The organism is Acinetobacter lactucae (genome assembly GCF_013122135.1).
GTDB lineage: Bacteria > Pseudomonadota > Gammaproteobacteria > Pseudomonadales > Moraxellaceae > Acinetobacter > Acinetobacter lactucae.
Map to the genome: position 1 here is coordinate 3792927 of NZ_CP053391.1, position 23319 is coordinate 3816245.

The following is a 23319-nucleotide window of genomic DNA, read 5'->3' on the forward strand; positions in this document are numbered from 1 at the left end:
ACATAAAAAACAGCATGTGAACATGCTGCTTTATTCCATTTGTGGGATGGATATAAAATCATCCACCTCAACAAAATAGCATTTTTACACTGTAACAAGCACAGTATGAATGTCTAAACTACGTAACAAAGTTTTAGTGACGGGGGTTTTACCGCATACCGCTAAGATTTTTTGTTGAAGCTCTTCGTTTGGCAAGTCTTTAAAAACAATGCGACGTTCTATGTGTTCTTCATGCTCTCTATTTGTATGAAAATCGATTTCAACCGAAAACTCACCAAAATCATAACCCTTATGCTTTGCGTACATTCTTAAAGTAATGAGCGTACAAGCGGCTAAACTTCCGGTGAGTAAATCATATGGCGCCGGACCTTGGTCTTGCCCTTCTAGCTTCTCTGGCTCATCACAAAAATATTGGTGGCGGCCACTGATGATTTCGCCCTTCCATTGTTCAGCAAGGGGCTTTGCTTTACTGCTTGCGATTACTGCTGTCATTTTGATGCTCTCATTTGATCTGGAAGAACAGGGGCTTCTAAACGCGTACCTACATAATCTGGAATTTCACCAAAACGTGCATCATGGTTAATCCATTGCTCGCGAGCTTCTTTTAAATCATCCATAGTACGTGCAACAAAGTTCCACCAGAGTAAAATTGGCGTTTCAAACGGTTCACCACCAATCAACAAAATCCGATTGCCTTTTTTTACTTCAACCTCAATTTCACTAAGACCCGTATCTAATACCACCATATTGTCGGCAGTTAACTCATGACCATTCACATGAGCACTACCCTCAAGCGCCATAAAACCATATTCAAACTCAGGATTTAATGGAATACGGGTTTTAGTATCTTCGGTAGCAATTAAGTCAACACCAATTAACGGCGTATGTACCACAACTGGAGAAGTGGTTGCCAGATATTCACCCACAAGCACGGTAAACTCTAGACCGTCTTTCTCAACAACAGGCAGTTCAGGATAATGTTCAAATTTTGGATCCATGTTGCGCTTAGCATCTGGTAAGGCAATCCAGAGCTGCGCAGCGTGCATTTGAGTTTCAGTATCAGGTGCAACTTCTGTATGTGAAATTCCGTGTCCCGCTGTCATCAAATTAACTTGCTTAGGACGAATCAATTGTTTTGAGCCTAGGCTATCGGTATGCATCATGGTGCCTTCAATCATCCACGTGAAAGTTTGCAAACCAATGTGAGGATGAGGACCAACATCTAGGCCATCACCTGCTGGAAAAGTTACTGGGCCTGCATGATCTAAGAAACACCACGCACCAATCATTCGTTTTTGTCGGCTAGGTAAAGCCCGCTTAATGACTGTCCCCTGTCCAATTTCAGCAGAGCGAATTGGAAATTCCTGAATAAACTGATTGGCAAATTTTTCGCAATCCTTTGAATCAGAAATATCGTAATCATTATTATTGCTCATGATATTACTCTCTTTTACCTATGCTTTTGCAATGAGTCGTTATAATGATCTTAACAATACACTCATTATTCAATATAGTCTTTTAGTAATACACAGGGTGCTATGAATGAGACAATCAAAGTTTTTAAATATCAAAATTAATTTTTCTCTTTAAAAGTTAAGTAATAAAAAAGGACGCTAATGCGTCCTTTTCTTTACCAACTAACAGGGGAAAAATTATTCCCACTCAATCGTTGCTGGTGGTTTAGATGACACGTCATATACAACACGTGATACATCTTTAATTTCATTCATAATACGCGTTGAGATTTTATCAACCAATTCATATGGTAAATGTGCAAAACGAGCTGTCATAAAGTCAACCGTTTCAACTGCTCGAAGCGCAATTACCCATGCATAACGACGGCCATCACCCACTACACCAACTGACTTAACAGGTTGGAACACAGCAAACGCTTGAGCAGTTTTATCATACCAACCACTGTCACGAAGCTCTTGCATAAAGATGTCATCAGCAAGACGAAGAATATCTGCATATTCTTTTTTCACTTCACCCAGAATACGAACACCTAAACCAGGGCCCGGGAATGGATGACGGTAAATCATGCTGTGTGGCAAGCCAAGTGTAGTACCTAATTTACGTACTTCATCTTTGAACAAGTCACGTAATGGCTCTACCAATTCAAATTCTAAATCGTCTGGTAAACCACCCACGTTGTGGTGAGATTTAATAACGTGTGCTTTACCTTGTTTGCTTGCAGCGGATTCGATTACGTCTGGGTAAATCGTACCTTGCGCCAAGAATTTCACGCCATCAAGTTTACGTGCTTCTTCAGCAAAAACTTCAATGAACTCACGACCAATAATTTTACGCTTTTTCTCTGGATCAACTTCACCAGCCAATGCAGTTAAGAAACGTTGTTCAGCATCTGCGCGAATAACACGGATACCCATGTTTTCAGCAAACATTTGCATCACTTGGTCACCTTCGTTTAAACGAAGTAAACCATTATCAACAAATACACATGTTAACTGGTCGCCAATTGCTTTATGTAAAAGTGCAGCAACGACAGATGAGTCAACACCACCAGAAAGACCTAAAAGAACTTTTTCATCACCGATTTGTTCACGTAATTGCTCTACGCGTAAATCAATGATGTGTTCAGGTGTCCAAAGGCCACCACATCCACAAATTTTATGAACGAAGTTCGCAAGTAACTCTTCACCTTTTGCCGTGTGTGTTACTTCTGGGTGGAATTGCACGCCATAGAAACGACGCGCTTCATCACTTACAGCAGCAACTGGACAGCTTGGTGTGCTTGCAGTAATGGTAAAGCCTTCTGGAATCTGGCTAACTTTGTCACCATGACTCATCCAAACATGAAGTTGGTTTTCACGGTCTTGTAAGTTACCAATCAGTTGGTCGCGTTTAACGATATCAACTTCGGCATAACCAAACTCATGTACAGTACCCGGCTCAACTTTACCGCCTAACTGTTCAGACATGGTTTGCAAGCCATAGCAAATACCCAATACTGGAACGCCTAATTCAAACACTACTTGTGGTGCACGAGGGCTGCCTTCTTCATGTACGCTCTCAGGTCCACCTGACAAAATAATGCCATTTGGCTTAAAAGCGCGAATGTCTTCTTCAGACATATCAAAAGCATACATTTCAGAGTAAACACCAGCTTCACGCACACGACGTGCAATGAGCTGACTATATTGAGAGCCGAAATCCAGAATCAGGATACGATCTTCAGTAATTTGAGTATTGGTAGTCATGACAAACCACTAAATGGCAAAAGAATTAAGCGCGCCATTTTAACATTTTTCACGCTTCGGCGCACCGCAAATCATCATATATCTTATTTTTTTCATATCAGAATCATTTCTATAATTGGATTGTTTGATATAAATCAAAATTTAATGATATTTATCAAATGTATGGGTTACGCTTAAAAACTCCATGCGTATTGATAAATTCATCACATTCTATGCAACATCACTTCGAATTTGATGTTAAGATGAGCCGATAAAACAGGCATTACCATGGAAAGGTAAATACCATAAGCGATATTTGTCTGTGCTTAAACAATTATCCATTTTTATGGCTTGTTGCCCCCTATCAAAATCAATAGAAATCTAAGGAACAACAATGCTTCAAACTATGATTGCAGATTTCCAGCAACATTTTTGGTTGTATGTCTCTATTCCTTTTATGAGTGGTTTAATTGGCTATATCACCAAGGTGGTTGCCATCCAGATGATGTTTTCACCACTTGAATTTAAAGGTATTAAACCATTTTTGGGTTGGCAAGGTATTGTGCCTCGCAAAGCTGAAAAAATGGCAACCATTGCTGTTGAGCTCATGACAGCTAAGCTGATTAAACCTGAAGAAATTTTTGCACGCCTAGATCCTAAACGTATTGCCAAAGAAATAGAAAAACCACTGCTTGCAGCGGCTGAAGATATTACCCGTGATGTTGCTCAAGAATATCAGCCCGGTTTATGGGAAGGTATGCCAGAATTTGCTCGCCAAAGACTCATTCGTCGTGTGCAATCCAAAGCACCCGAAATCGTTGAACACATCATGAGCGAAGTACAGCGTGATGTGAACCGATATTTTGACATTAAACATCTTGTTATCAGCAACTTGCTTAAAGATAAACGCCTACTCAACAATATTTTTAAACGTGTAGGAAAACAAGAATTTAAATTTTTCAGTAATGTAGGTTTTGTATTTGGTTTTGGTATTGGTGTGATTCAAATGCTGTGCTGGATTGTCACTCAAGGAAAATATCCTTGGATGCTACCTTTGTTTGGTGGCTTTGTGGGCTTCTTCAGTGACTGGATTGCACTGCAAATGATGTTTAGACCACTTTATCCTAAAAAGATATTGGGTTACACATGGCAAGGCCTGTTTATTAAACGTCAAAATGAAGTTGCAGCTGACTATGCAGCTTTAATTTCTAAACAGCTTTTAACTTCACGTCATATGATGGAAGAGTTATTTTCGGGTACACATTCTGCACGTGTTATTGATCTGGTTAACCGCCATGTCAAACAAGAAATTGATATGCAAGCTGGGGTTATTCGCCCGTTAGTTGTATATGCAATTGGCGGAGAAAAATATCAGAATATGAAATCACAAGTTGCTGAACGTATTATGCAACAGCTTCCAGAGACGATGAAATATGTAGAGTCTTATGCAGAAGATGCAATGAATATTCGTAGCACACTCATTGAACGTATGCAAAAACTAACACCTTCTGAATTTGAAGGCATGTTACGTCCTGCATTTAAAGAAGATGAGTGGGCCTTGATTGCAGTCGGTGCAGTGCTTGGTTTCGTGGTTGGGGAATTGCAAATCCAATTTATGCTTTAATTTTTAAAATAAACAAGTAAAAAAAACCGGATGAATTGCTCATCCGGTTTTTTTGTCTTGAATATTATTTCTCGATTGCATGATCCAGACTAATATGGCCAGCACCATGAAGCATTAGGAAGAATAAACCGCCTGCCATTGCTAAGTTTTTCATAAAATGAATGCCATTGTTATATTGTGCCGCTGCGTCAGCCCCACCTTGGTGGAACAAGAATGCAGTTAAAATACTAAAGATACCAAGACCAAAAGCTGCAAAGCGTGCTTGGAAACCAAACAATAAGGCTAAACCACCACCAAACTCAACTAAGATCACTAAAGGAAGAATCCCAGCTGGAACCCCCATTGCTTCCATATATCCTGCAGTTGCTGCATAACCGGTAATTTTCCCCCAACCAGCAACAATGAAGATATAAGCCATAAGAAGACGAGCAACTAGGCTAATAAAACTGTCCGCGCCTGATTGCGTTACGATATTTTTGACCACTACATTTGGATTAAACATTTTGCCACCTTTATTTAAATGCTTATTTATTGATGAGCTCATTCTAGGTTTGGGACATTGATAATTAAATACTCAAAATCCATATATATCGTTGCACAAACAGGATGATCAATTTGTATATTTTTGATGTTTTATACTGACTTTCTAGAGGCTCACTGCTAGGATTTGAGCACGGTTTACCACTTAAACATCTCATGGAACTTCTTGATTTTATTCTACACGTTGATCAGCATCTCGCCGAGTTTATTACAAATTACGGGACGTGGATTTATGGCATTTTATTTCTAATTATTTTTGTCGAAACCGGTTTAGTGGTTATGCCGTTTTTACCGGGCGATAGCTTGTTATTCGCAGCAGGTGCTTTAGCAGCATCTACAGGTGCGATGGATCCATGGTTATTGGGTGCTCTACTCTTCGTGGCGGCTGTTTTAGGCGATACAGTGAACTACCATATTGGACGTTTTATCGGTCCACGTGTGTTTGAAATGAATTCTCGATTCATTAATAAGCAGCATTTAATTAAAACTCAAGAATTCTTTGCTCGCCATGGCGGTAAGACGATTATTTTTGCTCGTTTCGTTCCATTTGCCCGTACCTTTGCACCCTTTGTTGCTGGTGCTGGCAGCATGAATTATAAGTTTTTCTTAACTTATAATGTGATTGGCGCATTTTGTTGGGTCGCTTCTTTTGTGGCGTTAGGCTATCTATTTGGAAATATGCCAATTGTTAAAGATAACTTCACTCATCTCATTTTTGGCATTATCATTATTAGTGTTTTACCGGGCATCATCGGCTTTATACGTGAAAAACTAAAAAAACGAAAAGCCAACGTTTGAGATTGATTTAGAAGAAACGGAATACTACCGGAAGCATACATAAAATAAGTAACATAGCCGATCCTTTATATAAGTGATCGGCTTTTATTTTCTTTACGGGACCCGTCAATAATGCACGTCCAAAAATCATCCAGAAACTCGCAGCTGGAATGAGTGTCAATGTAAAAACGCCAAATACCATTAGACAATTTTCAGGTGAATTCCAAGTTTCAGCTGGAAAAATACCTGCGGCAAAAAGTAAAGATTTCGGATTTTTTAAAGTTGAGAAGAATAACTGACGCGGACGAATATTACTGTGAGTTTGACTAAACTGTTGTAAATGAGTGGTTTTCCATAGTCGGAATGCCATCCAGAACACATATGCCACACTTGTAATATGCAAAATCAGCAATAACGCAGGCCAAACTGGTGCTGCTAAATGAATAAATACGGCCCAAAAGCTAATACCATAGGCATAGCCCAACCATTCCATAGGAATAAGCCAAAATGCTTTAGATAAACCTTGAGAATGAGCAGCGGTTGCAAGTAAAGCATTTGTCGGCCCCGGAATGAGCAAAACAGCCAACATTGCCAATACAAAAAACCAACTCTCAATCATAAAGTTTCCATAATATCCAAGATGGGGCCACCTTAAACGAAACAGGCAAAATATAGCAAGTTTATGAGGCTTTTTGATTACAGAAAATGCAGGGTTTTAGAAGCTTAAAAATGAATAAACAACTTATTTATATTAATTTTATTATGAAACATTTTGCTAAACTTTATTCATCACAACATGCCTTAGTTAGCATATTGTGATGCAAAGTTGACTATTAATTGGTCTTTTTACGAACAATAATTGGACAATTCTTGAACTGAGCAGCCTGAACAATCGCTTCTTGTTGGCCTAAAACACGTGAAAGCTCAGTATTCTTCGTTGAAGAAGATTGTCCCATGTTTACAGAAATAGATGGACCAAATCCCCAGCCACCTCTTCCCCAGCCACCACCGAGTCCAAGACCAACACCCATACCTGTACTTTTTGGAGTTTGCACTCCATTGTCGATATATTGCTGAATACGGTTATATTCACTTTGTAGCTGTTGGCAGCTCAAAGATTGATATTGTGTCGGAGACACATAAGTCGGTTTTACCGTTGTAGCACAAGCGCCAAGGAGTAAAGTGGCTGCCACCAAAGGCGCAATATATAAGCCTTTCATCATTTTTCTCTTATCGTTTTGGCTCAATCTCACCAAACAATGTCTCATAAGCTTGAGTCAATTTATGTTCTGGTGCCAAATGGGCCAAAGGTAAATTTTTCTGATGCGATTCTTTCATCAAAATCGAAGGCGGTAACATGCTATTAAGTACAGGCAACCCTTCATCTTTTAACTGCTGAACCACTTCCCGAGGTAATTTTGCTTGGGATTGGAATTGATTCACCACAATTCCTTCAATTTCCAAGCGATCATTATGATCATCTTGCGTTTCGAGAACATTTTCAATCAATGTTTGTAACGCACGCTTTGAAAAAACATCACAGTCGAAAGGAATAAGTACTTTATCTGCTGCAATCAGAGCAGAGAGAGTAAAAAAGTTAAATGCTGGTGGTGTATCTATATAGATACGGTCATATCGCCCAACTAAGTTTTGGATCGAATCACGTAATTTATAAATTTTATGTTTACTTTCAAGCGCATGTTCAAGCGCGCCAAGTGTAGGACTTGCTGGAAGCACATCTAATTTTGCAAAGGGAGTTGAATGTACAAAACTGTCGAGATCTTTATTTCGTGGAGCTTTTAAAATCGAACCTAACGCATTACCGATTAGACCTTTTTGTTGGTTATTGCCCAACACATCATCAAAGAAATTTTCGATATTTGGCTCTAAAATTGATTTTTCAGCAGAATAGGTTGCTTCGTCACCTAAAAGATACTGGCTAGAATTGGCTTGAGGATCAAGATCGATCACCAATGTTCTTAAGCCATGTTTGGCACTAATTGCAGCCAAATTTACAGTAATACTTGATTTCCCTACACCGCCTTTTTGGTTAAACACCACACGAGTTAACATGTTTCCCTCTGCATATTTTTTTACTGTACGCAGTTTAACCTAGAGCTTAATCAAAAAGGCAAAGAATGTAGAACAATTAAGCAAAAACAGGTTTCATAATTACTAAAATAATAATAGCAATAAATGCAATCGCACTAATGACCAAACCTGCACGGCGCTGTGCCAATAAAAGAGTGTCGTCTTTTTTAAAGGCTTTCATCAAGGAAGATAACAACACTAAAAATAGAATAATTTTAGCGTAAAACCACGGTTGTACTTGAAAGTCTTTCATGACTAACAAAATTGCACCCGTAATAAAAACTACGGTAAATGACAAATGTTGTAAGGCAACTAATACTTTACGCCCTGCTGGATTGGGTTGTTCACCTTGAACACCTATAAACAGAGTTGAGGCACGTAAAACAAATACCATAAGTGCGGCAGCTACTGCAGTCATATGAATAATTTTAGTGAGTAAATGTGCATCCATGAAATTAACCCTTAGTTTTTAGGTGCATGTGCACATTCTGGGCTAGCAGGTGCTTGACCTTCCCATTCACTTGGCAAATAAGCATGGATTGCTAAAGCATGAATTTGGCCTGGGTTCATTAAATCAGACGCTAAGGCATATACCTTTTGATGACGTTGGACCAAACGCAATCCATCAAATTCATTGCTTACTATAATCACTTTAAAATGAGATTCTTTACCTGGGAAATAACCACCGTGCCCGGCAGACTCATTGATAACTTCCAAATGGCTAGGTGCAAGGGTTTGTAACCGTTCAATTAACTGTTGTTCAAGGCTCATAGCTTTTCCTTTTACGATTATTCGTATATTTGAACCTAGTATACCCTGTCTACATACAAACAAAAGTTGCTCTTGTATGCTTTGACTTCAAATAAAATGTCTATTTATTCGGCAACTTAACAATAAAAATAGCTCTAATTGCTCATTTCTGTTTTTATTTTATGCAATCAGCATAATTATTTGCATAAAGTTGTTGACCCTTGTTTTGCTTAATGTATTATAAGCGGCACGCGGGAATAGCTCAGTTGGTAGAGCATAACCTTGCCAAGGTTGGGGTCGCGAGTTCGAGTCTCGTTTCCCGCTCCAAATTGGTTTTTTTTGAGAAAGTTTTAGTAAAAACTGCTTATATATGCGGGAATAGCTCAGTTGGTAGAGCATAACCTTGCCAAGGTTGGGGTCGCGAGTTCGAGTCTCGTTTCCCGCTCCAAATTTAAAAGGCCCTAGTCGAAAGACTGGGGCTTTTTTCTTTTTATCGATCCATGATTTTACATTCTATCGATTCACAGCATATTTTTTGAGAATAGCTCGGCTCAAGGCCAAGTGTTTCATTAATAGACTCAGATTTTTAAACCATCGATTGTTTCGAGGTAATCTAGTTATATTTGCAGGGTACTGGCGTTATTTGATGTATAGATATACACGGCACTAATTGAAAACAATCCAGATCAAATCTTTCTTGGGCAAGACGCTGCTGTAAACAGATTGAAAAGATAAAGTTATAATCATAGATATAACTTTGGAAATAATATTCTTCTGTCTTTTGAATATCACGAGTCGAATCGAGAAACTCTATATGTTCAGCTAACACATGAAAGTTGAGTTTCTTTAAATGACGGCTCATTCCTTCGCCAGTGCATTTAATATAGGCTTCCTTTAAGGTCCATATTTGAAAAAACCGTTGATATACACTGGATGGATCAACCCTTTCATTTTCCTGAATCCATTCAATTTCAGTTGGCGCTAACACGCTATCGACCCGCATCCAATCGAACTCACAATCCAGTTGTTCAACATCAACTCCTATGTCCCCTTCCTCAGTTATAGCAAGAACAATAACGTCTGCTGAGTGACTAAGATTAAAATAAACAGCTTTGTTACCTTGTACAAAAGGTTTGCCATTAGGTTGTAATTGAATGTTGACCTCATGGGGTGAGATACCCAACTTATCTGCTAAAACAGACTTCGTTAACACACGAGAGATCAAGAAAAGACGTGCAGCATGAGGATGATATTGATCATATCTCAACTTTTCTGCCGCATTGAGAAAGCTGAGATAATGACTCAATATTAAGTGGTCTTGTGGCACCCGTGAAACTGGGCAGACATAAACCTGTACTTTGGAAATATCAGACATCACTGAGCTGTACTGTGGTGCTGATATATTTGGTTAGAACTGGTGTGAGATAATCATAAACCGCTTCTACATGTGTAACGTGTGGATTATGACCTGCACCAGTGATCACCTGTACAGGGATATTAGGATTTATTGACGTAACTATTGGGTCATTCTCTCCCACAATAATCTCGACTTTAGATTGAAGCTCGTTGAGTAAAGCCGTTTGCATTACACGCTGACCTGGTACGTTAATGCGGTACATATACTCACTAATATGCTTAGCTACCAACACTCGACGTAATGAATCCATCGCATAACCAATAGATAGATTTTTTTGCCCATCCGGGTGCAGATTTTTAGCAATCCTATCTTTCGATACAAAACGGAAAATCAGATTAGAGAGGGTTTGTATTTGAAATATTTTTGCGGCCTGTGCCTGCACGAAATAAGGCGATATAAGGATAAGACGTGCAACTTTATTTGGATATTTTTTTGCAAGGTTTAATGCAAAGAGACATCCTAACGAGTGAGCAATAACAACACTATTTGGTGCTAAAAGCTTTGCAGCAGTGTCAATAAAATGATGATTGTTATCCTCCATCACCTCATAACTACCTGAACGCCCAAGTCCGGGTAAGTCCATCATAGCGACCTGATCATATGTAATTTTATTGATGATTGGGGACCAACATGTGCTATCGAATGGAATACCGTGTAAAAATAATGCAGAAGATTTTTCTGAACCAACTTGTTGTTTAGTATAGATTTCTGTCCAATATCGATTCTGATAGCTAAAATAGCTAGGTGTTGATGCTTGCATACGGCCAAAGCGTGTAAGCACCAGACGATCAATCCAACGAGAAAAATAAAGACTGGTATTGATTAGGTCTGCGATCCCCATCCTAACAGCCATCTTTTCTGTCTCAGCGACATGATAGTTTTCATTAGAAATGAAAGCGAGCTGCTCTTTTGAGCCACCAAGCAATACCTCAGGTAATTTCTCGAGCAGAACTTTAGGTATTTGCAAATGTGGTGCGCTAACTCCTAAGTGCTCAGCAGCTAGGTTCACTAGATGATGACATTTAGGTGTCGCAGGATCAAGCAACACATACTCCTGAGCAATGGTCTCAGGAAAAGATATCGTTCGAATGAGAAAGCTCACGATATATTGCATATTGCAGAGTGGCAGGAATGTATCACTCCCACCAGGCAGCGCCAGCAAACGCCCTTGATATAACTTATCAATCATTTCGGCAATACCAATATATTGCATATCGCCATAAGTATAGAAACCATCAATGACTGTCGCTGGATTTATTGCAGTCCATGGCACATTTAAACGCTTACATTTCTCAATAAAAGCTTGATGCCCTAAAATTTTCGAAGCTTCGTAACCGCCGTATTTATAATACAAATCATCAGCCGACTCTTTGGGCGGAGTAGCGACTCGATATCCACCGATCCAGATAAATCGCTCAAGCTGCTTCAATGTCGCAGCCCATTCAATCAGAGCTAGTCCTGATTTGACATTGGTTCGCTGAGCTTCAGCTTTGCTAATGCCCCAATTAAATGATGCTGCAAGATGATAAACAACATGGATCTTTGTTTGAGCATCGGATAGTAGAGAGTCCAACTTAAAGTCATGACTTAAGTCATATTCAACAAAAGAAATCGCTGGATCGGCTAGCCCTTGTGTTGCAATGAAACCTAATAGCTTGTCTTTCTTAGTTGCCGCATTGCGTAGTGCAGCAATCACCTGATGACCTTCACGCAAAAGTTCAACGATCAATCTACTGCCAATAAAACCTGCTGCACCTGTTACTAATATGGTCTTCCGTGAAAAATTATCTTTTTTTGCATTATTTAAATTATTCATAAATCACCTTAATTAGGGACTGCAAACTCCAGCATTGTTTTGGAGCGAATTATCTTAAAAGTTATATCGAACCTGCGCATAAACCAAACTGTTATCTCTAAATTGTCCAAACACCGTGTCATTTCTGCCCCAGAAGCGATCTCCACCCGCATTCAATTGCCAGTGATCATTGAGATTGTAATTAATACGGACTCTCAACATCTCATTAGGCTGTGGTGCAAAATAAAAGCCTGTTACTTCCAACTTTAGATTGTCATTCAATAGATTAAGTGCATAGCGCAGCATAGCTCCATACTGATCCTGCTCATACTGACCACTAATCGTTTGCTGATAACGATAAACTGTTCTCAATGCTGGATTTATTATGCTATCGGCAGATCTGAAATCCTCCGTATGTTTGTACACGCCGACCAAACTCAGCGTAGAATTCTTCAATGACCATTCCGGTCCCATGACCACGGTCAGATTATTTTTTTTGTGTGTAAGATCGGCCCTACCTTCTGAGTCAGTGTGCGTATATGCCGCTTCACCACGCCACACGATATCGTTATGGTTATAACTGAAATCAAATCCATAGACAGACATAGGATTATTTTTCAGTTGTAATGTTGCCTGTCCTATTGGAGATGCTGAAAGAACTGACAAATCGGGCGTATGGTCCAAACCCGAGAAATATGATGCACCAATATCTAGACCATCTACGGAATAATCCCAGCGCATTGCAAATGCAGGGCGGCTCTTACGGTCTATGTCATATTGAACACCAGCAATCTGACGCAATGGAATCACATCTGAACGACTACGCGGATACCACAATGCTGTCCATTTATTGGTCCCCGATTCAGGAATATACGTCAATTTGAGAGCATCATTTCCAAGACGCTGATCTGTATCATCTGGCACCAACCGCGTATAGTCGCGTGGCGATAGATTATCCGTTGGATTAATTCCATCAGCTCGCCCCCAGACTACAATCTGGCGACCAATGTCGAGATAAAACGTCTGATCCCAGTTATATGAGGCGTATAACTCACGTAAGTTACGATTCACCTTGCTTGTATGATCTGGATTTACAGTATGGTCCGTTTCGTCTCCAATATTTATGTCGTAATGGATCTTAAACTCTGGATTAAACTTGAGCGTACCATTGGACCAGAAACTTGCTTGTCCAATGTTTTTTAACGAACTTAAATCACGATCTGATGACCATACATCGAGTCTGGCTGAGTTCTGGCTCACAAAACTAATTTCGCTGTCATCTGCATAAGCATGCTGCAGTAGCATAAAGCTACTGCAGCATGCAAATACCCAATAGGCACCTTGCGTCATTTTTCAAGACTCTGCGGTGAGAAAAGCTTATCCGATAAGGTTTTTTCTGCGACAAAATCATTGACGATAACTTGTGTCATATGCTGAGTTTGCAGATTTTTCGCCATAGATTTCATGGCCTGCCATCTTGGTTTCACTTTGCCGTAAGGACGGATATCCGTGAACTCAATATGCTTTAACGGTTTGCCTGCTGTATCCCAGATATCGATGGTTGCTGTAACAAAGTTGTCTTTGAGTATGCACATGCGACGTTTGCTATAACCAAAGTCACTTTTCACCGTATTATTGATTGGTGTTGCTTCGATCATGTAACAATCTTTGCCATTAAATTTGCCATCTGCAAGTTTCGTGTACTTCCAGTCGCTTAGCTTATAGCCAAGGACATCACCATAACTAAAGTCCGTACCAATAAAAGCATCGCCCTTATTCGCTGATGCAAGACGGCGTACTTTTTTCAATGCAGGCAAATAGACAAACATGCTATCACTGCCTTTTGAGTTCTCAATCAATAGCGTCGTGGTGCCTTGTACATCTGCAGGCGAGATGAACTCGGTCAAACGCATATTGTTCTGAGTGTTTCCAGCTAGCTTGGTCATATTTTTAGTCAAACGTACGCGTTGCTCACCATTTTTAGAAGTCAAAATAAATTTGGCGCTAGCACTTGAAGACAAGAACTTAGAGGCATCATCACTACGATTAACAATGTCTTGAACTTCGTCTGCATGAGATGTTTTAGGCAATGAAAAAGTGAGTGCCATACCCAACAAAAGGCTTGTCACGACAGTTTGTGCAACAGGAATGCTCTTCTTATTTGAGGAAAAGATGAAACGAGGTTTTAATATTAGAATCATTACAGGTACCATAATTAAGGTTGCAAACACACTGAAAAGCATTGCAATCACAATAAACATCGCTAGCCATTGATGTACGTGAAAGCCCTGCGATAAGGACAATACGCCATACCCACCAGCAACCGCAGTCGCGACAAAAAGAGAGGCCTTACCCGCAGTACTTAAGGTTTTACGAATAGCATCTTTGATATCGCCCCCTTCTTCGTGCAAGATTTCACGCAAACGATAGAGGAAGTAAATTGCGTAATCCGCACCGATACCCACAGCCATGGCTGAGATAAGGGAATTCGGAATATTAAGTGGAATATCGAGCCAGCCCATCACGCCAAAGATGGCAAGAATTGAGAACAAAAGTGGTGTCAGAACAATCAGTCCAGCTGAAATCGAACGGAAGACCAGTGCTGAAATAAAGAATACGGCAAATGAAATTTGTAGAATGTTCATGAGTTTGCCGTGAACCATTGTTTCAGTCAAAGCAATGGTTTGCGTCACGTCACCACCAAAACTCACTACAGCCTTGTCACCCAATTGAGCCGCCATATACGTTTTTAGCGACTCAAGGATTTCTTTGATACGGTGGTTGCTGCCCGTTTTCATAAGAATCATGATCTTGGCATAGCGTTGAGTCGTATCAATGTAGGATTCAAAATCAGTCGGCTCACCAGACATTGAATACAACAGCAGATATTGAGCAACAACATCTTTGGTTGCAGGAACCTGAAATGCCTGTGGCTGATCGGCATTCATTGCCTGATTCATTCTTTTGATATAGTCCACAATAGAGATGGTTTTACCAACCTCTGGAATTGAATTCGCGAACTTCTCTGTATTATCAATCGCTTTTAGGATCTCTGGGTTTTCAATACCGTCACGAACCTTCGTATCGACCATAATATAAAGGCTGTTTGTGCCACCAAGTGACTGATTCAAGAACCTGTCATCCTGCTGCATCGGAAGATCACGAGAGAAGAAATTCCGACTATCGTTATCTACCACAATACGGCTAGTGCCGATCGCAAGAAAGACACCAATTGTCGCAATTGCAGTCATTAATATCATTCGTGGACGAACTGACAAAATGGCATCGCCAATACGATTTGGAATCCAATCCCAGATCGGTAGCCCTTTGCGTTTGACCTTGGTAACCGAAGGCGGTGGCAACATTGAGCGCAGTGCCGGAATAAAAGTCATCTCAATGATCAGCGTGCTGGTGATCCCAATTCCAGTAAAAATACCGAATGAACGGATAGTTGGGATATTGAATGTCAACAAAGAGAAGAATCCAGCCGCCGCAATACCGCCAGCCAGCACCATAACTGGACCAACACGAACCATAGACTGCACCACGGCTTCGCTATTGGCAGCTTTAGGCTCCATACCTTGGGCAATCAGACGATCAAAATCTTCATAGTAACGCTTGAGCAACTGCACGGCGTGCCCTGCTGCAATGGCGAGAATCAGAATTGGTGTAGGCGAGTTAAAGATATCCATCGGCTGTTTGAACAGCCCCATCATACCCATACCCCATGCCACAGCAAGTAAAGCTGTAACGAGTGGCAGAATCAAACCCTGCTTACTGCGGAATGCTTCAAAGTGCAACAATCCAATCACCAGTACAGCAATTGGGAACAAAATATTGATACGTTTAGAATAATCTTCAGCTTTATCTAGATAGACAGGATTACCACCGACACTGAGCGTCATATCTTTAGATTGTTCGCTTTCTACAATTTTGTTGATCGGAGCCATCATCTTCTGGAAGCCCTCTGGACTTTCCTCAAGCTCAAGCAAAATCGCAGCAGTTCTTTGATCTTTGGACACCACCGAATTCATATAAGTTGGATTCATTGCCAACACTTTTTTCAGTTGATCGATATCATCCTGAGTTACAGAACTGGTCGGCAATAATTTCTTGGCATCGAACCCTTCCGAATTAGCCATGATTCCTTTCGCTTGACGTGCAGCCAAACTCATCATAGTGGACCGAACAACGCCGGGGGCGTTGTCCACTTCTTCGGTAATACGTTTGACTTTTTCCAACACTTGCGGCTGATAAATATCACCTTGCTTCGGTGTAATACCGATCACGACCATATACTTGGAGCCGAATTTTTTTTCGATCAACTTAGTCGAGGTGATATAAGGATGCCCATTCGGTGCAAGTGCGCCTGGATCAATAATAATTTTTACGCCAGATGCAAGGTATGCCAAGGCAATCGTCAAGAGCATGACCACTGTCAGTACAATACGGCGATGTCTGAGAATCCAACGCGCATATTGCTCCATCACCAGATGAGTCTTTTGAAGTGGTTTTTCGATCTCCTGTAATGGTTTTTTGATCTCTGGCGATGGTTCTTCTATCTCCTGCGATGTTTTTTTGACCTCTACCGATGGCTCTTCAATCTCTTGCGTTTGCGTACTCACTGCCTCATAGGTTCCACCCTTCTGAGCCAGCGCCTGAAGATTAGCAAGATCTTTCTTGAACTGGGCAAGAACCATTTTTTTTAGCAGTGCATTAGGAAATACACCAAAAAAGCCGCCCGGCTCTGCCTCAAACAACCATTCAATCCATGTACCTTCTGGATGCGGTTTGAAGCGATAAGTACCTTTGTAATAAAACGGTCCTTCTAACACTTGGAAGGCATACAATTCGTTCGGTACCAGATGTGTAATTTCACCTTTAAAGGCCAACACTCGACTAGCAAAGCTCAAATTGAGTTCATACTTACTGCCCACACGCGGAGTAGTGTCGAGTAGCTCTGAATGCTTACATGACAATTGCCAGCTTGCATCATTGCCCGGGTTTGCAAGATATTTAAAAACCTTATCAATCTCGGCCGGTATGAGGAAAGCATGTTCTATGGTCACCATAGTGGTTCTACCTTCTTATATTTTTTATGCAGGAATTGGATACATCTGATCAATTGTCTTGGCCACAGCCGCAACATTCTCAGCGAACATAATCGATGAATGGTCACCAGGTAGATCCACTTGTGTAAGCGTATCTTTGATCAAATGATCCCAGCCGAGACTTTCCCCAAAATCTTCAGACTCATCTTTGGCTTTAACCAAGAGGATTGGAAAATCTTCAGGCTCTGGGAAATAGGTCTGTAGTGCGACGCCATTCGCCAAATAGGTATCAAAGTAAAGTCGGAAATCTGATGGGTTAGCATCCAGAGGTATGACATTGATGGCCTTAGCTTCTTTAAGCACATGATCAAACATGTGATCTGGGCTCAATTCACGCAAGTATTGCGCTGATATCGTCAGCTTTTTGCCATAAGGCACAGCCAAATCACGAGCAAACCAAGACAAAAGCATGGCATCATCAGCATCTTCAGGCACATTCTCTGGAATTGGAGCACGAGTATCGATCATGACGATCCCTGTGACCTGCTGCCCCATTTGACGCAACTGACGACTGATCTCGTATGCAATCGCACCGCCAAAACACCAACCACCGAGGAAATAAGGCCCTTGAGGCTGCATCTTTTGCATTTCAGCAATATAGAGTGTCGCCATTTCTTCAATCGCCACTTCAGCAGCATCTGCTTCAATCAGACCAGGAGATTGAATAGCACGTAAAGTACGGTTCGGGTTGAGATGACGCGAGAGTTCCATATAACAGAAGGTACTGCCACCAATCGGATGGAAGAGCCATAGCGGCTGTTCATAAGTTCCGCGGCGCAGTTCGATTACGATTGAAGGTTTGATTTCTTTATTTTCACGGATGATCTCCCCCAAACTCTCAACAGTTGAGTACTGTGCAAGTAAAGCAACTGATAATTCGGTACCAAATACCTTCTTGAGATGATTGACAAGTTTCACAGCCAGTAATGAATGCCCACCTAATTCAAAGAAATCATCATGTATACCAACTCGCTTGACTGACAAAATCTGCTCAAAGGTAGTACATAACTCGATTTCAATCGAATCGCGTGGAGCAACATAATCGTTGCTCTGCTCAAACACTGGCTCAGGGAATGCTTTACGATCTAACTTATTGTTAGCCGTCATTGGAAACTCATCCAATCGGATAAACGTACTTGGCACCATATAAGCCGGAAGATGGATTTGCAGAGTCTTTTTTAAACCAGCCATTTCAATGTCATGTCCAGTCACATAAACCACCAGCTTCTGATCGTTGTCGGCTGTGGTCTTAACCAAGACTACGGCATCTGTAATACCATCGATCTGTTTGAGGACATTCTCAATTTCGCCTAGCTCAATACGGAATCCACGGATTTTGACCTGAAAATCCAGACGTCCGTGATGAGTCAAACGTCCATCCATTCGCAGACAGACTTTATCTCCAGTGCGATAGAGTCGACCAGCATTTGGTAGGGATGGTAAAGTTCTAAATTGTGCATCTGTCAACTCAGGTCGATGCCAGTAATCGACTGCAAGACCATCGCCTCCAATCCACAGCTCCCCCATAACGCCTCGTGGAACCAATCGCTGCTGTTCATCAAGAACATAAAGCTGGGTGTTCGCCATTGGTTCGCCTAAATCAATATATTTGGCATCGGTGATGTGGGCTGCACTGGACCACACAGTCGTCTCGGTCGGACCATAGACATTCCAAAGACAGCTGACTTTGCCCAGCAGTTTTTCTGCGAGTACAGGATCTAGCGCTTCGCCTCCGCTAAGTGCAGTTAGATATGGGATACCTTTCCACTCACTGTCCAAGAGCATTTTCCAAGAGGACGGCGTTGCCTGCATAACATTGATTGACTTCGCCTGCATATACTCAACCAGCAGGTTACCATCTAGAGATATCTCACGTGGGCACACATGCACCACACCGCCGTACATCAGCGGAATCAATAGTTCAACAACCGAAATATCAAATGCATAAGTAGTGATGGCTAATAACTGCATATCAGCAGTTGCTTGCAGCCTATCGTTCACAGACAACAAGAAATTAGCTATTGAAGGATGCCCAATACGCACGCCTTTAGGCTTACCTGTCGAGCCCGAGGTGTACATCACATAAGCGGTATCACCAAAGGCAAGCGTCTCACGTACTTGCTCAAGGGGCACAACACCAGCTTGATTGATATCTAGACGTGGTACAGAGACTGTAAGAGCATCCATCAAGTCAGTTTGGGTCAAGATGACTTTAGGTTCAGCATCTTCTACGATGTTATGCAGACGTTCTCTTGGGAAACTAGGATCCAACGGTACATATGCTGCTCCTGCCGCCCAGATTCCGAGGACTGCTGCGGGCAATAGCACAGTGCGGTCTACCATCAGACCTACACGATCCCCCTTGGTAATACCATGTGCACGTAAATATTCAGCAATCCCAGCGATATGCTGGCCTAACTCATGATAGCTGACAGCATGATCTATAGAGGTCATAGCATGATTGTGACCACGCTCATCGATCTGCTTTAGAATCATTCCCAGTAGATCATGTCGAGGATAGTCAGTCACCTGACCACGTAGATAGCCTAGCTGAATACCATTCGCATAATCAGGTGCGATATCTAACTCAACAATCTTACGTTCAGGATGAGCCACCATTTCCGATAGTACAACTTGCAGTAGTTGCACCATATTCTCGGCAGACTCCGCAGAAAATATTTCAGAGTTGTATTTCAGTACACCAACCAATTCACCCTGATATTCACCCCCCATTTCTAGCATAATATCTAGTTGGCCTTCTTGTTGGCGAACCGGAAAGCCTGCTAGCGTAAGGTCTTGACCAGCTAAAGTAGCTGGATTCTGGATTGGTAAGAGTAATTCTTTAAACTCATCCAAACCACCTAGACGTTCCCAGAACATTCCAACCTGAGCTAATGGGTTGATACTGCCATCACGCTTTGGTGAAACAGCTTCAACCACTCTGGAAAAAGCAACTTTTTGATGTTTAAGACTCTGTTTTAATTGTTCCTGCACCTGTTGTGTAAATTGACGTAAAGTCTGATCAGCATCGATGTCTATGTTAAGAGCAATTGTATTGACAAACTGCCCTAGTGCATTGCGCAAAGAGCGTTCAAGTCGACCTGCTACTGCTGTGGCAACGACTAGATTATTTTCATTCGATAGTTTGTTCAGCAGGATATAGAAGCCCGATAATACAAGACCGAACAAGGTAATTTCATAATCTTTCGCTAAGTTTACAAGACCAGACGATACTGACTCAGGTACACGGAAAATTACCGAGCTACCTTTATGTTGTTGCACAGCTGGACGTGGGTAATCAAGTGGAATGCTATGCACATGTGGAGCATGCTTTAACGCATTTTTCCAAAACAGTAAGCTTTCATCAGCATCACCGATCACGTTGCTCTTCTGCTTATCTGCATATTGAGCGAACTCGATTCCGTTCACTACATTTGAGTCTGTTACCAGTCCAAAACGCTTGCAGACATCGCGCAGCAACAGACCAATCGACCAGAAATCCATTAAGGCATGATGAATCACAACTGCAATCACATAGTGATTCTGACCGCGCTCATAACAATGAATACGCCACAACGGTGGCTGAGTTAGGTCAAATGGTTGCTTGGTATCCTGTTCGACTAATTTCGTCAAATCAGAAGCTTCAACATGACGAGCATCAGAGAGAATGATATTAGGATATACACGATCCCAGATGATTTGCTCGATGCCCTGATCATTGGCAGGCATGCTTACACGTAGTAACGGATAATCATGTAACACTGCTTCCAAAATCTCCATCGGCTTGTTGCCTAATGGCTGGTTGACCTTCACATCAAAAGCCACCACCATATTGTAGGCACTGCAAGTTGGCTCAAGACGCTGGATATACCAAATACCAAGCTGTTCTGCAGAAATCGCATGACGCGACAGAATTTTTGGTTCTAGGCTTGCTATGTTATTCATGAAGCAACTCCCTGTTGCAACTCAGAAACCAGATATTCAGCCAACGCATTGATTGTTGGATAATCCCATAGCAGTGTCGGCTCAAGTTCCAGTTTTGTCAGATCTTCTAAGTCCCCAGACACAGACAAAGCAACGATCGAATCAAGACCATAACTGGTAAATTTTTGCTCTAGATCAATCGTCTCAGGCTCTACACGCATTTCTTTGGCCACTAACGTACGAATAGTTGCGCTCCAGTAAGCCTTATCTTTATTCATGGGGTAATCTCCTTTTTAACCGGTTTGGCATCACGTGGTGCCAATGCAAAATCGATGACAGATAACATATGGTTGGTTGAAATTCGGTCTAGTAAATCTACCAATGTGTTTTCACGTAATGACGTGATAGGAGGAGATGTCTGCCCTTCAGCAGTATTTAGGAAAATGATCAGCCATGATCCATCCTGTAAAACAGGTCTTAGACTAGGGCGGTTAAAGACCCAGAAACCCAGCACAGCAATGCGGGCAAACAGCTCGGCGTAGCCTCGGGCGAGACTAAAACGCAACGTTTCAAACTCTTTGCTTTGCTCAGAATTTGAAAAGTAATCCTGAATTTTTTGATCTAATGTACGCTGTTCAACCATAAGCTGGTCTACACGCTCACGTAGTGTGGATAGCGTTTCAGCAGACAACCCCACGGTGGCCTCGGAATCATTGAGCATCTCGATGATCGTCCCCAGCGACTCCATCACTAAGTCACCATCACGGTTGAAAATCTCAAGTTCACGGAAATCAATAGCGTCTGTCTCCACTTGTAAGTCATACAACTGGCGATAGCGTGCTTTAGCTTCGGCTTGGTTAAGATGGTCAGCTTTTTTGCTACGACCTTTATTGGCAGATTTGAGCTGAAAACTCAGACTGTCTAGACAGACGGTGCTACTACCGTCAAAAACACTAACAATCAGATGGTCTCTGAATGCTTTCTGATACATTCCATCAGCATAAGCATTTCTTAAGAAGAAACGTGACCCAAGTACTGAAGACGTGATCTTGGCAAGTGACTCTACATATTCAGGCACCAGTACTTTGACGATTGGTGACCATGTACTGAACTGATTAATACAAACGTGTAATCCACGTGCACCAACGAGTGATAACACCTCAGCCGCTAACAAATAGGCATATGCTGTAGCGAGTTGCTCACGCACCAAAGGAATGCTAATCACTTTTTTGTTATATAACTCGCGTTCGATCGCGAACTCGGTCGCAATACGTAGCATCGTATCGCCGGCTCCCAGCGAAAAACTACTGCAATATGCACGCGTTACCTGTAGAGTTTTGAGTCCAAGTTCCAACCCTTGGCCTTCTTCACCGATCAAAGCATCTTTGTGAATTTCAGCGTTGTTAAAGCCAATACCACTAATATCTAAACCACGCATGCCCACTGTTGGCAGGCGGTTCAGACTATATGTTCCTTTAGAAGCCATATGACGCTTATCAAGCCAGAATGCGCTCAAACTACGTGGTCCACGTTCGTTCGATGTTTTAGCGATCAGACTTAAAGAGTCTCCTAAAGTGGCGCGATTAATTGACCATTTTTCACCATTTAAAACATACTTGCTCTCGGTAGCTTGTGCAGTCACTTCACTAGATAACAGATCGGCACCATGCGCTTTCTCACTATAAGCCAGCGCTGGTGCGGCACCACTTAAAATTCGACTAGCAATGTTTTGGCATTGATTAGCATTACCACCGATCCATACGATTACAGACCATGCATTCGTGCTATAGGTCGAATTGATTGTTAGATCACGTCGTGCCAACACACGATGCAGATACAGCAACTCTTCCCCAATTTCCATGCGACCACCGAGCTCTGAAGGTACATAGAAGCGGTTCATCCCCACAGCATTCAGAAAATCAACAGCACGCTGAGGATATTGCTCCTTCTCATCACGCTCGATAGCAGCAGACCAAGAAAAATCGTTATTAGTATCGTGTACGGAGCCTAAAATTTGCTCCAGACGAGCAGCAGATTGAAACTGCCGCAAATTGGACGTAAGTGACATGGATTTTCACTCAAATGATTAG

18 protein-coding genes and 2 tRNA genes are annotated in these 23319 nt (G+C 41.6%); 4 read left to right on the forward strand and 16 right to left on the reverse strand.

What is annotated here, in order from left to right; translation table 11 throughout:
* Window positions 1-84 precede the first annotated feature (84 nt).
* The 3 genes from HLV59_RS17750 to guaA all read right to left on the reverse strand — a co-directional run bounded on the left by HLV59_RS17750 (window position 85) and on the right by guaA (window position 3221).
* A complete protein-coding gene (locus HLV59_RS17750) occupies window positions 85-492 on the reverse strand; it encodes an OsmC family protein (protein ID WP_171430477.1) in 408 nt (135 codons plus the stop codon).
* Entirely contained in the window at window positions 489-1436 is a 948-nt protein-coding gene (locus tag HLV59_RS17755; RefSeq protein WP_171430478.1) for a pirin family protein, read from the reverse strand. Before HLV59_RS17755 ends, HLV59_RS17750 begins: the two co-directional genes overlap by 4 nt.
* Window positions 1437-1652: 216 nt before the next feature.
* On the reverse strand, window positions 1653-3221 hold the full coding sequence (gene guaA / locus HLV59_RS17760; protein ID WP_009387699.1) for a glutamine-hydrolyzing GMP synthase: 1569 nt from the start codon (window positions 3219-3221) through the stop codon (window positions 1653-1655).
* A gap of 385 nt (window positions 3222-3606) precedes the next feature.
* Between guaA and HLV59_RS17765 the strand changes: the two genes are divergently transcribed.
* Window positions 3607-4824 (forward strand): DUF445 domain-containing protein, encoded by a 1218-nt coding sequence (locus tag HLV59_RS17765; protein ID WP_014208114.1) that lies wholly within the window; start codon window positions 3607-3609, stop codon window positions 4822-4824.
* 64 nt (window positions 4825-4888) lie between these two features.
* Here HLV59_RS17765 and HLV59_RS17770 read toward each other — a convergent pair whose 3' ends face one another.
* Window positions 4889-5326: a DoxX family protein gene (locus HLV59_RS17770; protein WP_171430479.1), complete on the reverse strand. Its 438-nt coding sequence runs from the start codon at window positions 5324-5326 to the stop codon at window positions 4889-4891.
* A 194-nt stretch (window positions 5327-5520) separates the two neighbouring features.
* On the opposite strand from HLV59_RS17770, the gene HLV59_RS17775 reads away from it, so the two are divergent.
* On the forward strand, window positions 5521-6162 hold the full coding sequence (locus tag HLV59_RS17775; protein WP_016144032.1) for a DedA family protein: 642 nt from the start codon (window positions 5521-5523) through the stop codon (window positions 6160-6162).
* Window positions 6163-6169: 7 nt separating this feature from the next.
* Here the strand turns inward: HLV59_RS17775 and HLV59_RS17780 are convergent, their stop codons facing one another.
* The 5 genes from HLV59_RS17780 to HLV59_RS17800 all read right to left on the reverse strand — a co-directional run bounded on the left by HLV59_RS17780 (window position 6170) and on the right by HLV59_RS17800 (window position 9003).
* Window positions 6170-6760, reverse strand: coding sequence for a LysE family translocator (locus HLV59_RS17780; protein ID WP_016144031.1), 591 nt, complete (start codon window positions 6758-6760; stop codon window positions 6170-6172).
* A 214-nt stretch (window positions 6761-6974) separates the two neighbouring features.
* Window positions 6975-7361, reverse strand: coding sequence for a hypothetical protein (locus tag HLV59_RS17785; protein ID WP_002114091.1), 387 nt, complete (start codon window positions 7359-7361; stop codon window positions 6975-6977).
* Between the two features lie 10 nt (window positions 7362-7371).
* Window positions 7372-8214, reverse strand: a complete 843-nt coding sequence (locus HLV59_RS17790) for a ParA family protein (protein WP_005071966.1) — start codon at window positions 8212-8214, stop codon at window positions 7372-7374.
* Between the two features lie 76 nt (window positions 8215-8290).
* Window positions 8291-8683 carry a SirB2 family protein gene (locus HLV59_RS17795; RefSeq protein WP_002114085.1) on the reverse strand — a complete coding sequence of 131 codons (393 nt, stop codon included), beginning with the start codon at window positions 8681-8683 and terminating at the stop codon, window positions 8291-8293.
* A gap of 11 nt (window positions 8684-8694) precedes the next feature.
* Window positions 8695-9003: a BolA family protein gene (locus tag HLV59_RS17800; protein ID WP_031947094.1), complete on the reverse strand. Its 309-nt coding sequence runs from the start codon at window positions 9001-9003 to the stop codon at window positions 8695-8697.
* Window positions 9004-9233: 230 nt separating this feature from the next.
* On the opposite strand from HLV59_RS17800, the gene HLV59_RS17805 reads away from it, so the two are divergent.
* Both HLV59_RS17805 and HLV59_RS17810 read left to right on the forward strand, forming a co-directional pair.
* A tRNA-Gly gene (locus HLV59_RS17805) sits at window positions 9234-9309 on the forward strand.
* 45 nt (window positions 9310-9354) lie between these two features.
* A tRNA-Gly gene (locus HLV59_RS17810) sits at window positions 9355-9430 on the forward strand.
* 165 nt (window positions 9431-9595) lie between these two features.
* On the opposite strand, the gene HLV59_RS17815 is transcribed toward HLV59_RS17810, so the two are convergent.
* Genes HLV59_RS17815 through HLV59_RS17845 form a run of 7 tightly spaced genes read right to left on the reverse strand, consistent with a single transcriptional unit; the run spans window position 9596 to window position 23279 of the window.
* Window positions 9596-10357 (reverse strand): 4'-phosphopantetheinyl transferase family protein, encoded by a 762-nt coding sequence (locus HLV59_RS17815; protein ID WP_031947093.1) that lies wholly within the window; start codon window positions 10355-10357, stop codon window positions 9596-9598.
* Window positions 10350-12215, reverse strand: coding sequence for an alpha/beta fold hydrolase (locus HLV59_RS17820; protein WP_171430480.1), 1866 nt, complete (start codon window positions 12213-12215; stop codon window positions 10350-10352). Before HLV59_RS17820 ends, HLV59_RS17815 begins: the two co-directional genes overlap by 8 nt.
* 54 nt (window positions 12216-12269) lie before the next feature.
* Window positions 12270-13544, reverse strand: coding sequence for a porin (locus tag HLV59_RS17825; RefSeq protein ID WP_171430481.1), 1275 nt, complete (start codon window positions 13542-13544; stop codon window positions 12270-12272).
* Window positions 13541-17266: an outer membrane lipoprotein-sorting protein gene (locus tag HLV59_RS17830; RefSeq protein WP_171430482.1), complete on the reverse strand. Its 3726-nt coding sequence runs from the start codon at window positions 17264-17266 to the stop codon at window positions 13541-13543. The genes HLV59_RS17825 and HLV59_RS17830 overlap by 4 nt, the downstream gene beginning before the upstream one ends.
* A 24-nt stretch (window positions 17267-17290) precedes the next feature.
* A complete protein-coding gene (locus HLV59_RS17835; RefSeq protein ID WP_171430483.1) occupies window positions 17291-21250 on the reverse strand; it encodes a non-ribosomal peptide synthetase in 3960 nt (1319 codons plus the stop codon).
* On the reverse strand, window positions 21247-21507 hold the full coding sequence (locus HLV59_RS17840; RefSeq protein WP_031947088.1) for an acyl carrier protein: 261 nt from the start codon (window positions 21505-21507) through the stop codon (window positions 21247-21249). Before HLV59_RS17840 ends, HLV59_RS17835 begins: the two co-directional genes overlap by 4 nt.
* The gene (locus tag HLV59_RS17845; protein WP_171430683.1) at window positions 21504-23279 is read right to left on the reverse strand and encodes an acyl-CoA dehydrogenase; all 1776 of its coding nucleotides are present in this window, start codon (window positions 23277-23279) and stop codon (window positions 21504-21506) included. The genes HLV59_RS17840 and HLV59_RS17845 overlap by 4 nt, the downstream gene beginning before the upstream one ends.
* Window positions 23280-23319 lie beyond the last annotated feature (40 nt).